This is a genomic window from endosymbiont of Riftia pachyptila (vent Ph05) (assembly GCF_000224455.1).
In the GTDB taxonomy this organism is placed as follows: Bacteria; Pseudomonadota; Gammaproteobacteria; order Chromatiales; family Chromatiaceae; genus Endoriftia; species Endoriftia persephonae.
This window is the reverse complement of record NZ_AFOC01000006.1, coordinates 1-12,248: the sequence shown is the minus strand read 5'-3', so window position 1 is coordinate 12,248 and position 12,248 is coordinate 1. Positions and strand designations below refer to the sequence as shown.

Annotated in this window: 11 protein-coding genes; 6 read left to right on the top strand and 5 right to left on the bottom strand. The window is 59.3% G+C overall.

Annotated features, from left to right (window positions below; all coding sequences use genetic code 11):
* Positions 1–2: 2 nt before the first annotated feature.
* The 3 genes from RIFP1SYM_RS01675 to RIFP1SYM_RS01665 form a co-directional block, all read right to left on the bottom strand.
* Positions 3–491 carry a peptidylprolyl isomerase gene (locus RIFP1SYM_RS01675; protein ID WP_005958900.1) on the bottom strand — a complete coding sequence of 163 codons (489 nt, stop codon included), beginning with the start codon at positions 489–491 and terminating at the stop codon, positions 3–5.
* 53 nt (positions 492–544) lie between these two features.
* The gene (locus tag RIFP1SYM_RS01670) at positions 545–1,084 is read right to left on the bottom strand and encodes a peptidylprolyl isomerase (RefSeq protein ID WP_050798691.1); all 540 of its coding nucleotides are present in this window, start codon (positions 1,082–1,084) and stop codon (positions 545–547) included.
* 135 nt (positions 1,085–1,219) lie between these two features.
* Positions 1,220–3,424, bottom strand: a complete 2,205-nt coding sequence (locus RIFP1SYM_RS01665; RefSeq protein WP_005958898.1) for a methyl-accepting chemotaxis protein — start codon at positions 3,422–3,424, stop codon at positions 1,220–1,222.
* Between the two features lie 218 nt (positions 3,425–3,642).
* Between RIFP1SYM_RS01665 and cysS the strand changes: the two genes are divergently transcribed.
* The gene (gene cysS, locus RIFP1SYM_RS01660; RefSeq protein WP_006473664.1) at positions 3,643–5,028 is read left to right on the top strand and encodes a cysteine--tRNA ligase; all 1,386 of its coding nucleotides are present in this window, start codon (positions 3,643–3,645) and stop codon (positions 5,026–5,028) included.
* A 287-nt stretch (positions 5,029–5,315) separates the two neighbouring features.
* On the opposite strand, the gene RIFP1SYM_RS01655 is transcribed toward cysS, so the two are convergent.
* Positions 5,316–6,494: a MinD/ParA family ATP-binding protein gene (locus tag RIFP1SYM_RS01655; protein ID WP_139042031.1), complete on the bottom strand. Its 1,179-nt coding sequence runs from the start codon at positions 6,492–6,494 to the stop codon at positions 5,316–5,318.
* A gap of 249 nt (positions 6,495–6,743) precedes the next feature.
* On the opposite strand from RIFP1SYM_RS01655, the gene RIFP1SYM_RS01650 reads away from it, so the two are divergent.
* Positions 6,744–8,876, top strand: a complete 2,133-nt coding sequence (locus tag RIFP1SYM_RS01650; protein ID WP_139042030.1) for an HDOD domain-containing protein — start codon at positions 6,744–6,746, stop codon at positions 8,874–8,876.
* 13 nt (positions 8,877–8,889) lie between these two features.
* Here RIFP1SYM_RS01650 and RIFP1SYM_RS01645 read toward each other — a convergent pair whose 3' ends face one another.
* On the bottom strand, positions 8,890–9,171 hold the full coding sequence (locus tag RIFP1SYM_RS01645) for a cupin domain-containing protein (RefSeq protein ID WP_005958893.1): 282 nt from the start codon (positions 9,169–9,171) through the stop codon (positions 8,890–8,892).
* Positions 9,172–9,418: 247 nt separating this feature from the next.
* On the opposite strand from RIFP1SYM_RS01645, the gene pncC reads away from it, so the two are divergent.
* The 4 genes from pncC (at position 9,419) to RIFP1SYM_RS01625 (ending at position 12,185) form a co-directional block, all read left to right on the top strand.
* A complete protein-coding gene (pncC, locus tag RIFP1SYM_RS01640; protein ID WP_039959550.1) occupies positions 9,419–9,922 on the top strand; it encodes a nicotinamide-nucleotide amidase in 504 nt (167 codons plus the stop codon).
* Positions 9,915–10,442, top strand: a complete 528-nt coding sequence (gene thpR / locus RIFP1SYM_RS01635) for an RNA 2',3'-cyclic phosphodiesterase (protein ID WP_005958890.1) — start codon at positions 9,915–9,917, stop codon at positions 10,440–10,442. The genes pncC and thpR overlap by 8 nt, the downstream gene beginning before the upstream one ends.
* A 277-nt stretch (positions 10,443–10,719) precedes the next feature.
* The gene (gene recA, locus RIFP1SYM_RS01630) at positions 10,720–11,748 is read left to right on the top strand and encodes a recombinase RecA (protein ID WP_005958888.1); all 1,029 of its coding nucleotides are present in this window, start codon (positions 10,720–10,722) and stop codon (positions 11,746–11,748) included.
* Entirely contained in the window at positions 11,745–12,185 is a 441-nt protein-coding gene (locus RIFP1SYM_RS01625) for a regulatory protein RecX (RefSeq protein WP_338063160.1), read from the top strand. Before recA ends, RIFP1SYM_RS01625 begins: the two co-directional genes overlap by 4 nt.
* Positions 12,186–12,248 lie beyond the last annotated feature (63 nt).

Here is a 12,248-nt window from a genome sequence, read left to right as displayed (position 1 = left end):
CTTTAGTCGCTGATCTCGGCTTTTTCGATGACGATGGTCTCTTTCGGCACGTCCTGGTGGCCTGCCATCATGCCGGTTTCTGCGCCTTTGATCTTGTTGACCACATCCATGCCGCCGGTCACCTTACCGAACACGCAGTAGCCCCAGCCATCCTGCCCCGGGTGGTCGAGGAATTTGTTGTCTGAAATATTGATAAAGAACTGAGCGGTGGCGGAGTGGGGGTCCGCGGTGCGCGCCATGGCGATGGTGCCGGTGAGGTTGGAGAGGCCGTTTTTGGCCTCGTTTTCGATCGGCTCGCGGGTCGCCTTCTGCGTCATGTCGGGCAGCATGCCGCCTCCCTGGATCATGAAGTTGTTGATGACGCGGTGGAAGATGGTGCCGTCAAAGAAACCCTCCTCGACATACTGCTTGAAGTTGGCGCAGGTGTTGGGCGCCTTCTCCTCGTCCAGTTCAATTTCGATCTTGCCGAGGTTGGTGGTGAGCGTAATCATGAAAATACCTGTTGTCTGGTGAACGATCTCTAAGTCTGTGGTGCGGCAGCGATTTATCGGCTGACGCTGACTTTCTCGATGATGACGGTGTTGGCCGGCACGTCGCGCATGCCGTTTTTGCGGGTGGTGGGCTGCTGGGCGATCTTGTCGACCACATCCATGCCGCTGGTGACCTTGCCGAACACGCAGTAGCCCCAGCCGTCCTGTCCCGGGTAGTCGAGAAAGCTGTTGTCTTTGAGGTTGATGAAGAACTGGGCGGTAGCGGAGTGGGCGGCGGAGGTGCGCGCCATGGCGATGCTACCGCGGCTGTTTTTGAGCCCGTTTTTCGCCTCGTTACGGATCGGGTCGCGGGTTGACTTGCGCTGCATGTCGGGGCTGAAGCCGCCGCCCTGGATCATGAAATTCTTGATCACCCGGTGGAAGATGGTGCCGTTGTAGAAGCCCTCTTCGGCGTACTGGACGAAGTTCTCCACACTCTGCGGTGCAGCGGTGGCGTTGAGTTCCAGGGTGATAGTGCCCAGGTTGGTCTGCATCTCCACTGTGACAGGCTTGCTGTCGGCTGCGATGGCCTCACCGGCAGTGAGAAAAACCATGCCCAGGACTAGGCCCAGAAAAATCCGCTTCATAACTCATGCTCCCTCTAGGAATCTCTGTAAAGGGCGCATCATATCGATATTAAGGGGTGGGAAAAAGGGGCTCCCCGGCTCTGTTGGAGCCGGGGAGCTGGCTCAACGCACCGAGAAGAACTCCACCAGCTCGGCCATGCGGGATGCTTGCTGGGCGGTACTGGTGCTGGCGGAGGCGGTTTCTTCTGCGAGCGCCGCGTTCTGTTGGGTGGCGTCGTCGATTCTGGTGACTGCCTGGTTGACTAGCGCGATGCCGTCCATCTGCTCCTGGCTAGCGGCGGCGATCTCAGAGATCAGGTCGCCGACCTGCTTCACTGACTTAACGATCTCCTGCAGGGTGTTGCCCGACTCGTCCACCAGTTTGTAGCCGGCATTGACCTTGTCGACGCTGTCATGGATCAACTCCTTGATCTCTTTGGCAGCGGAGGCGCTGCGCTGGGCCAGATTGCGCACCTCGGTGGCCACCACCGCAAAGCCGCGCCCCTGCTCGCCGGCCCGGGCAGCCTCTACCGAGGCGTTGAGCGCGAGCAGATTGGTCTGGAAGGCGATCTTATCGATCACGCCGATGATGGCGGCTATCTTCTCACTTGAGTCGCGGATGTCGCCCATCGCGGCCACCGCATTGCCTACCACGTCACCGCCTTTGACTGCGATACTGCGGGCGCTGATCGCTAGCTGGTTGGCCTGACTGGCATTGTTTGCATTGTTGCTGACGGTGCTGGTGAGCTCTTCCATGGAGGAGGCAGTCTGTTCGAGGCTGGCCGCCTCCTGCTCGGTGCGGACCGAGAGGCTGGTGTTGCCGGCGGCGATCTCGTCTGCGGAGGTCCTGATGAAGTCTGAAGAGTCGCGGATCTCGGAGACGATCTGGTTGAGTTGGCTGACGGTTTCGTTGACGCCGTCTTTGAGCTGGCCGAATGCGCCCTGGTAGTCGCTGGTGATGGTCTTTGTCAGGTTGCCGGCAGCCAGTTCGGCGACGATCCGAGAGATGTCGTTGATGGCGTTGTCGGTGACCTCGAGGAGGTGGTTGATCGACTCGCTGAGGAGGGCGTAGAAGCCCGATTTGCCGCTCATTGAGATGCGCTGGCTGAGATCGCCCCGGTTGGCGGCAGCGATGATGTCGCCAACCTCGCGCTCCACCTCCACCTCGCTGGTTCGGTCGGCCCATTCGACGGCGGTTCCCAGCCGCTGGCCCTGTTCGTCGATCACCGGGTTGGCGATGATCCTTAGGGTGCGTCCGCCCAAGTGGAGTTCGGTGGCGTGGGTTGAGCTGAGGTGATCGAGTATCTGGCGGTTCTCCGCAGGGTTCTGATGGAAGGCGTCGATGTTCTTGCCCAGCAGGTCGTCAGCGGAGAAGCCGGGTAGCGCCTGTTGGATCTCGGCCTCGGCGTTGTGCAGCAACTGCAGCACTGATTTGTTCATGTAGATGATGTTGTGGGAGGTGTCGGAGACCATCACGCCGCTGGAGACGTTGTCGAGAGCAGTCTTCAGTCGTTGTGCCTCGGCCGATTGGCGTTTGGTATCGTCGATGATACCGCCGAAGCGCTTGATCGCCCGATTGAAGTGGCTCGCCAGTTCGCCGATCTCATCGTTGGATTCCACGTGAATCCGTTTGGAGACGTCCACTGTGCCTTCGGCAACCGCTTGCATGCGCGTGGAGAGCTTTTTCAGCGGTGCTGAGACCAGCCGGCCGAGGGTCGCTGAGATCACAAACAGCGCAATCAGCATCACCGCCGAGTTGATGCCGACATTGACCAGCAGATCCCGGTTGATGGCGGCATCGAGTTCAGCGGTGGAATAATCGAGACGTATCGCGCCCAGCACGCTGTTCTCTTCGACTACGTGGCACATCAGGCAGTTGGTGCCGCGATACTCTTTTTTTGCCCGCATCGGGATTACCACGGTGAGCACCCGCCCATCTGCGCCTTCGCGGAACTGCATGATGTTTTCGCCGTTGAGGCCGCGCTGGTCCCACTCATCCTTGACCTTGGCGTAGTCTGTGCCCTTGCCGAAGGTCTTGGTGATGCCTTCACCACGCACGATGCGAGCGTCGAGTACCTCCGGACGCGACAGCAGTTTGCTGCGCGGGATCTCCCGGCTGGCCATGCCGCCGCTCAGCATCAGGGTGTTGATGTTGTCGAAGTAGGCATCGGCCAAGCTGCTGGCCTGGTCCTCTACCAACTGCTCCACCAGTACACTCTGGCTGTAGGCGAGATAGGAGGCGGTCAGCAGCAACATGATGGCGAACTGGATCAGCAGGGTGCGACGGATCTTGCTGCGGATGGAGCGGAACTTTTTCTCTTCAGGCATGGTGATACTCGCCAGTTTTTACTTCTGATGGAGGTGCCAAAGGGGCTACTGCCAAGAGCTAGGAAACAGCTTCTCTCTGGTTGCAGTCTGGGTATCGACTGGCTGGGAAAAGAGTTTAGAGATTGTGTGGGAATTGGTGCCTGGCCGGCCCTGCTTTGTGGTGGATAGTGCTTTTGCTACCATGCGCCCACCACACAGCAGCAGACGTAGTCCACACCATGCTCAAGATCTACAACGACCTCAATAACCGCAAAGAAGAGTTTAAACCCCTCGAAGAGGGGCGGGTACGCATGTATGTCTGCGGCATGACCGTCTACGATCTCTGCCACCTGGGGCATGCGCGGGTGATGGTGGTGTTCGACGTGGTCTACCGTTATCTGAAGGCGATGGGGTACGAGGTCACCTACATCCGCAATATCACCGATATTGACGACAAGATCATCAATCGTGCCAACGAGAATGGCGAGCCCTTCATGGCGCTGACCGAGCGTTTCATCCAGGCGATGCATGAGGATGCGACGGCGCTCGGCGTGCTGCCACCTGACGATGAGCCACGCGCCACCGGCCATATGAAAGAGATCCTGGTGATGATCCAGCGCCTGATCGACAATGGTCACGCCTATGCCGTCGAGAATGGTGACGTCTACTACGATGTGCGCAGCTTCCCCGACTACGGCAAGCTCTCCGGCAAGTCGATCGATGACCTTGAGTCGGGTGCGCGGGTCGAGGTGGACGAGATAAAGCGCGATCCCCTCGACTTTGCCCTGTGGAAGTCAGCTAAGCCTGGCGAGCCGGCCTGGGACTCTCCCTGGGGCCAGGGTCGTCCCGGCTGGCACATCGAGTGCTCTGCCATGTCGACCTGCGCTCTAGGCGATAGCTTCGATATTCATGGCGGCGGCGCTGATCTGACCTTTCCGCACCACGAGAACGAGATCGCCCAGTCGGAGGGCGCCACCGGCCACTCCTTCGTTAAATACTGGATGCACAACGGCTTTGTGCGGATCAATGATGAGAAGATGTCGAAATCCTTGGGCAACTTCTTTACCGTGCGGGAGATTCTGCAGCGCTATCGTGCCGAAGAGGTGCGCTACTTTATCCTCACCAGTCAGTATCGCTCACCGCTCAATTATGATGAAGAACACTTGGAGAATGCTCGCGCTGCGCTGACCCGCTTCTACACTGCCTTGCGCGGTCTGGATGAGGTTGAGCCCGCCGGTGGTGAGGCCTTTATCGAACGTTTTCATGCGGTGATGGACGATGACTTCAACACTCCGGAGGCTCTGGCGGTGCTATTCGATATGGTGCGCGAGATCAACCGGTTGCGGGAGACCGGTGCAGCGAAAGCCGCAGGGCTGGGGGCCGAGTTGCGGCAGCTGGGTGGCGTGCTGGGGATTCTGCAAGATGACCCAGAAGCCTATCTGAAAGGCGGCGTTGGTGCGGAAGGGGGTTTGTCGGACGCGGATATAGATGCGCTGATCCAGCAGCGTCTGGATGCACGGGCAGAGAAGAACTGGGCCGAGGCCGACCGCATCCGTGATGAACTGCAGGCCGCCGGTATTCTGCTCGAGGATGGCCCTCAGGGAACCAGTTGGCGGCGCGGCTGATCTAGGTAGCTTTGAACGATGGGAAAATGAATAGCGGCAATTCCGTTGCCGCAATGATGGTGAGTGAACAGGGAGTCCGTTCCTTTATTCTTCTTCGTCCGGCCAGAAACTGCAGGATCAGCTGAAGTAACTCCATGTCACTCCGCTTCCCATCCAATCCATTTCTGACGGCTTATCCGAAGGTGAAGCTGTTGAAAACCAACTTGTAATTTTGCTTCAGGCCGGTCCGTAAGCTACCTTGAATCGGTACATTTTTCCAGCCTTGATGAGGCCAGTGCGTGCTGGCCTCAGCTGGAACTGTTGTCAGCATAGCGTTTCTGTTCGTACAGGGAGAACTGCGCGGCACTCTCCAACGCATGCTGCAGGTCGGCCAGTTCATCGCTCTGCTTGCGTTCGCAGTCGGAGAGGATGTGGGACTGGCGAAGACGTGAGCCGATCTTCTCGATGCTGCCATCCCGGCCCGCGACGGCTGGCGGGGTCGGATTTTTCTCGTGCAGCGGCTGCTTGAAGCGGAGTTCATAACTCTCTTCGAAAGAGAACAGCGCCTTTCGCACACTGGCCTCACTAATGTCTTCTTTACGGATGATGTTGGAGAACTGGGCAAACAGACGATCGAACTGTTCATTGGTTGCGAGCGCACCCTGCTGGCGCGGCGTCATCTGCACGACGGGTGATGAGGCGCCGCTGCGGGGCGGGTTCATCTTCCACGAGCGGCTCATTTTGTTGAGTGGGGAGTGGCCGATAAAACGCTGTTTGAGGATCTCGGTGATGGCGTGAAAGCAGCGGCTGGAAGGGGCGTTAGGCGCGCTGATGCTCACCGGCATATGGTTGTAGACGGCGTTGTGCAGATGCCGGTCGGCGGTGACATAACCGAGTGAACGTACACTCAGACCGAGGTTTTTCTCCACAACGCGCTTGAATTGACGATAGACTTGTAGTCCCTGCTGGCGGCCCTTGATGCGGTTGATCAGCACCTGCACCCCGCCCATATGGCCGCGACGGCGCAGCGCCCAGAGCAGTGTGTAGCTGTCTTTGATCGACTCCAGCTCGGGCGAGAGTACCAGCAGGATATGATTGGCGGAGCGCAGCAGCGACAGGGTGGTGAGCGAGTCGCCGGGTGGGGTGTCGATGATCAGATAGTCGAAATGGCTCTCCAGCTTCTGGAATGCGGTCTTCAGACGCAGTGTCTGGGTGTAGTCGAAGGCGGCGAGGTTGGAGGGGGCAGCGAGCAACTGGATGCCGTTTCGCCCCGTCTGAAGCACCGCCTCTAGCGGTTGGCCGTCGAAGATGTGAGAGCCGAGCCCGAGTTCGCTCTTGCCACCCAGCAGTTGCACTGCACCGGAGAGCTGGTTATCACTGTCGAGTAGACAGACCTTGGCTCCACCATTTGCTAGGTTGACTGCAATGTTGACTGCAACGTTGGTCTTGCCAACACCATGTCTGCCACCGGCGAGGGCGATGACCAAGGCATTGCTCCGGGCACCGGCAGAATGGGAGGTAGTGTGTTGATCTGGCTCTTGAGGGGGGTTCAGCATAACCATTGGAGCTCTGAATCGTTAAAAGACTTATCCCGATTCTATCCCAGAAAAAACGACATTAATCACTCTTCTTTCAGAACTGAGTCACAAAACAGGAGTTCGGAGGTGGATAGGATGGGGCGCCTTAATGGGTGACGAATGACTACCCGGACATTTACACCAGCCTTCCCAGGATCTATGGATAGCGTTAAGAATAGTTGTCTGCTGGCGGTTGACCTGGAGCGGCTGCCCGCCATTCCAGCGGTGTTGCTTGAGCTGATTGAGGCCTGCAGCCAGGCTGACACAAGCTTGAAGCAGTTGGCCGATATCGTCTCGCAGGATGTGGTGCTGAGCGCGAAGGTGCTCGCCGCTGCCAATTCGCCGCTCTATCGCCAGTGGGGCGAGGTGGCGGGTCTGGAGCGGCAGCTCTCCGTACTCGGTGTGGAGACCCTCAAGAGCATCGCCATCACCAGCGCGGTACAACAGTTTTTCTCCCGCTTGGGTGAGCAGCACGAGGCCTACCTCGACGGCTACTGGTACCGCTCCCTGAAGGTCGCCCAGATCGCCAGAGAGCTGGCCATCCTGCTGCAGCACCACTCCGAAGAAGAAGCCTATCTGGCTGGGCTGCTGCATGGGCTGGGAGAGCTGGCGTTGTTTCAGCTCTCTCCTGACGACTATGTTGAGATCGCCGCCAAGCCACGTGGCCTGCAGCGGGAGGAGCAGCAGCGGCGGTTTGCGGTTATTGGCGAGGAGGTTGGCTTCCATCTGATCGATCGCTGGCACCTGCGATCGTTCCTTGCCGATGCGGTGCGCTATCAGGACGAGTCGAGCGAGGCGCTGCTGGATGCGCCGCAGCTGGTGAAGATTGTGCACCTGGCGCAGCGTCTGGCGCAGCCGGACGCCTACGATCTGGATCAGACGATCCTGGCCGCAGAGCAGCTCTCCGGCATTGACCCATCGCACATCGAGTCACTGGTGCTACGGGTGGATGGGCGGCTACAGCAGCTGGCCGGCTCCCTTGAGCTGATGCCGCTGGAGGCTGGGGCAGTGCGCGAGGAGCAGGCGCTGCAGGTGAAGCTGACGACGCGTCTGGAGCTGGCCCGCCATGTGCGAGATTTTGCCCTGCTCAGCGCCTCCCGCCAGCAGATGGCGGAGGCTGCCAGCTGGCATGCCATTGTCAATGAGTTGCAATACAACCTGGGGGTGTTGTTCGGCCTGAAGCAGAGCATGGTGCTACGCTACAATCCGGATCAGGAACGCCTGGAGGGAGATGTCGGGGGGCGTGTTGGCAACAAGCCGATGGATGCGCTGCACCTCTCGCTAGAGGCGGGCAAGAGTCTGGCCGCTGACGCGTTGCTGGAGCAACGGGTGCTGCATTCATTCGATGATAATCCGGCACGCAGCCATGCGGTGGTCAATCGGCAGCTCTGTCACCTGCTGGGAGATGAGGGGGTGGTCTGCATCCCTCTGTTTGTCGGTCAGGCGATGCTCGGTGTGGTGGTGGCGGGGATCAGCCGAAAGCGCCTCAAGCAGCTCGATTTCCAGCAGGATTTTATGGAGGTGTTCGCACAGATGGCGGCTGCCTCGATCCTGCGCCAACAGCGCTGGCAAGAGGCGGAGGAGCTGCATCTCAACGAGCTGCGCATCAAGGTGCAGAACCATGCGCGCACCCTGCTGCACGAAGCCAATACGCCGTTGGGGGTGATCAATAACAGCCTGCAGCGGGTCGACTCGAAGCTTGGCAGCGGTCATGCGGTACAGGCTGAACTGGCAACGATCAAAAACGAGTTGGAGCGGCTTGGGACGGTGCTGCAGCGGATGCGGGACCCGGTAGAAGAGATAATCGACGGCGATGGCCTAGTCGATCTCAACCGTCTGGTTGAAAATCAGCTGGCGGTGTTCAAGGCCTCGTTTTGTGCCGGGGACAAGATCAAGTGCGTCAAGGACCTGGACGATAGGCTGCCGGCCATCCACAGTCACCACGGCCGGTTGAAGCAGGTGCTAGCCAACCTGATGAAGAATGCCAGTGAGGCGCTGGAAGAGGGTGGCACGATCAAGCTGGAGACCCGGGATGGGGTCAACCTGAACGGCGAGGAGTTTATTGAGATCTCGGTCAGCGATGACGGCCCGGGTATCCCGCGGGCGGTGATGGATGAGCTGTTTCTGCCGGTCAAGAGCGAAAAGAAGGGCAACCACTCGGGCACTGGACTGGCCATCGTAAAAAATCTGGTGGATGAACTGGAAGGTACCATCTCCTGCTACAGTCGTGAGCAGGAGGGCACCCGCTTTGGCATCCTACTGCCGCGCCGGCTGGTGGATGAGCCGGCTTGAGCCTGGTGGGGGGCTATTCGAAGCTGTAGTGTTTCTCCACATCCTTCAGGATCTCCCAGCTGCAGGCAAGCCCAGCAGGAAAGGTGACCAAGTCGCCCCGGCCAAACTCCTGTGGTTCCCCGCCCTTAGGGGTCACCACCACCTTGCCGCGCAGAAAGTAGCAGGTTTCGCTCTGATCATAGCTCCAGTCGAACTTGGAGGCCTCCTTACGCCAGATGGGCCAGTCGTAGATACCCATGATCTCCAGTTTCATGGCGGAAGGGCGGTGTTCACACTCTATCGTCAGATCGCTCATTACTGACTCTCCTCGACTGCGGGGCTTGTTGGAAAATGATCGTCTAGTGTAACCGGAAGCTGTTGCAGCGTCAGGCGCGTCTAACAGCCTGTTAGGCGCTATCTCCCCTTGTTATTAATCGGCAATCCTTTCTACCTCATGTTGTCGGTTTGGCTTCGGTAGGCCGAAGCTGGACCTGCAAACAATCTATTTGACTGCCAGGTTGCATAGAATGAGAGTGTCGGAATATTGAGAAGGAGTGGCGCAGATGAACGCAGATGATCAGGCGTTGACCCAGCTGGCCGGGCAGCTTGGGGATTGTCTCAGACGGCAGTGGGCCAGGGTGGCCTTTGCTGAATCCTGCACTGGTGGCTGGATTGCCAAGGTGGCCACCGATGTGGCAGGCAGCAGCGCCTGGTTCGAGCAGGGGTTTGTCACCTACAGCAACGCGGCCAAGCAGTCGATGCTCGGCGTGCAGGCAGAGACGCTGGTGGAATACGGCGCGGTGAGTGCGCAGACGGTGGCGGAGATGACCGCCGGCGCTCTGCAACGGAGCGAAGCAGATTGGGCAGTGGCGGTGAGTGGCATCGCCGGTCCGGGGGGCGGAACTCCCGACAAGCCGCTGGGCACGGTCTGGTTCGCCTGGCAGCAGCGCGGTGCGGCAGCCGAGGTGCAGCGGCACTGTTTTGCAGGCGACCGGGAGGCGGTGCGGCGGCAGACGGTGGCCCGCGCCCTGCAGGGGCTGTTGCAGCGGTTGGCTGAAGATGAGTAACAGCCGGGCCTTTTTCGCCCTCTGGCCCGACCTGGAGGTGCGTCGACAGATCGCCCGTGTTGGCCGATCCCTGAACGGTTGTGGCGGGCGCATGCTGCAGCCACAAGATCTGCATCTGACCCTCTGTTTTTTGGGGGATCTGGACGCACAGCGCCGGCATTGTGTTGAGACCGTGGCCGATTCGTTCAGTGCGGCGCCTGTTGTCCTGCAGATCGACCGGATCGACCAGTTTCCTCGGGCGCGTATCCTCTGGGTCGGGCCGCTGGAGTCCCCGCCGTCACTGATCACGCTGCATGATCGACTGAGCAGTGCCCTGCAGTCCTGCGGTTTTGCCCCGGAAACCCGCGCCTTCACCCCGCATCTGACCCTCTATCGCAAAGCCCAACGGGTCGAGCCTGGTAGAATCGATCCGCCGATCCGCTGGCAAGCGGAGAGCCTGACCCTGGCCTGCGCCGTCGGCGGCTCGTCTGGTGCGCCCAGCTACCGAATTCTCAATGAATGGTCGCTAAGGAGTCTCTGAACGAATCATGGGCGATCCAAATCTTCCGCTGCTGCGTTGTACCCCAAGGGCATTTCCTGCGGGGCAAAATTCAGGCAATAGACCGGCTATTATCTGCGATTTCCGCCTAGCATCGAAAAATTTGGCCTCACAATTCTGCTCGCCCAGATTCATTCTGAGGCTTCCTAAAGGCGAAGCTATGACCTGAGTCGATCCCTGTGTGATAATTTCACCTTCAAAAAAGTACTGTATGAATGTACAGTAAGCAGCAAGATGCAGAAACAGGGGGGAAGAGCGGATGGATGACAATCGTGCAAAGGCGCTGAGTGCGGCACTGGGGCAGATCGAGAAGCAGTTTGGTAAGGGCTCGGTGATGCGGATGGGTGATTCCGGCTCGATCCGCAATATCGAGGCTATCTCCACCGGCTCCCTCGGGCTCGACATCGCACTCGGCGTGGGGGGGCTGCCAAAAGGGCGCGTGGTGGAGATCTACGGGCCGGAGTCTTCGGGCAAGACCACTCTGACGCTGCAGGTGGTGGCGGAGGCGCAGAAGCAGGGTGGCACTTGTGCCTTCATAGATGCGGAACACGCCCTCGATCCGATCTATGCGGAGAAGATTGGTGTCAATGTGGATGAATTGCTCGTCTCTCAGCCCGACACCGGCGAGCAGGCGCTGGAGATCACCGACATGCTGGTGCGTTCCGGCGCAGTAGACGTGGTGGTGATCGACTCAGTGGCGGCGCTTACCCCCAAGGCGGAGATTGAGGGCGAGATGGGTGATACCCATGTGGGGCTGCAGGCGCGACTGATGTCGCAGGCGCTACGCAAGCTGACCGCCAACATCAAGCGTACCAACTGCCTGGTGATCTTCATCAACCAGATCCGTATGAAGATCGGTGTGATGTTCGGCTCGCCTGAAACCACCACCGGCGGCAACGCGCTCAAATTCTACGCCTCAGTGCGTCTCGACATCCGCCGGATCGGAGCGATCAAAAAGGGCGAAGAGGTAGTCGGTAATGATACCAAGGTGAAGGTGGTGAAAAATAAAGTAGCGCCCCCCTTCAAACTGACCACTTTTGAGATCATCTACGGCGAGGGCATCTCCCGTGAGGGTGAGATCATCGAGCTGGGCGTGAAGCAGGGCATCGTCGACAAGGCAGGCGCCTGGTACAGCTATAATGGTGATCGAATTGGCCAAGGCAGGGAGAATGTGCGCCAGTTCCTGAAGGATAATCCCGATATTGCAGCGGACATTGAACTGCGGGTACGGGCTGAGCTGCTGCCTCCGGCCGAGAGTGCTGAAGATGCGGCGCAGGAGAAGGCCTGATCGACGCGGCCGAGATTCAGGCGACGGCGCTGCGCCTGCTGGCGCAGCGTGAGCACAGCCGCCAGCAGCTCCAGAAAAAGCTGGCCAGACGGGGCTTCGATGGGGACATGATTGAGTTTCTGCTCGATGGGCTGGAGGCACAAGGGCTGCTCAGCGATCTGCGCTTTTGCGAGAGCTATGTGGAGATGCGGGTGCGCAAAGGCTATGGGCCGCTGCGCATCCGTGCCGAACTGAGCGAGCGCGGGGTGGATGAGGCGCTGATCGAGCAGACCCTCAGCTGCTATGCGGAGGGCTGGTGGAGTCAGTTGCAGCGGGTTCACGATGCAAAATATGGTGGCGGATCGGTGGATGATCGGCGCGAACTGGCCCGTAGGGCGCGTTTCCTTGAGTACCGGGGGTTTCCCGCCGCGATGATCCGTGAGCTGTTGATTGACTGATCCCGAAGGTGGGGCTTCGCACGGATGGCGACGGGGTGATCCTCCCGGTTCCACAATATTCTT

Bases quoted from the DNA above. Each gene is read 5' to 3' on its own strand.
- RIFP1SYM_RS01675 (WP_005958900.1), bottom strand. From the start codon at position 491: ATGATTACGCTCACCACCAACCTCGGCAAGATCGAAATTGAACTGGAC.
- RIFP1SYM_RS01670 (WP_050798691.1), bottom strand. From the start codon at position 1,084: ATGGTTTTTCTCACTGCCGGTGAGGCCATCGCAGCCGACAGCAAGCCT.
- RIFP1SYM_RS01665 (WP_005958898.1), bottom strand. From the start codon at position 3,424: ATGCCTGAAGAGAAAAAGTTCCGCTCCATCCGCAGCAAGATCCGTCGC.
- cysS (WP_006473664.1), top strand. From the start codon at position 3,643: ATGCTCAAGATCTACAACGACCTCAATAACCGCAAAGAAGAGTTTAAA.
- RIFP1SYM_RS01650 (WP_139042030.1), top strand. From the start codon at position 6,744: ATGGATAGCGTTAAGAATAGTTGTCTGCTGGCGGTTGACCTGGAGCGG.
- RIFP1SYM_RS01645 (WP_005958893.1), bottom strand. From the start codon at position 9,171: ATGAGCGATCTGACGATAGAGTGTGAACACCGCCCTTCCGCCATGAAA.
- pncC (WP_039959550.1), top strand. From the start codon at position 9,419: ATGAACGCAGATGATCAGGCGTTGACCCAGCTGGCCGGGCAGCTTGGG.
- thpR (WP_005958890.1), top strand. From the start codon at position 9,915: ATGAGTAACAGCCGGGCCTTTTTCGCCCTCTGGCCCGACCTGGAGGTG.
- recA (WP_005958888.1), top strand. From the start codon at position 10,720: ATGGATGACAATCGTGCAAAGGCGCTGAGTGCGGCACTGGGGCAGATC.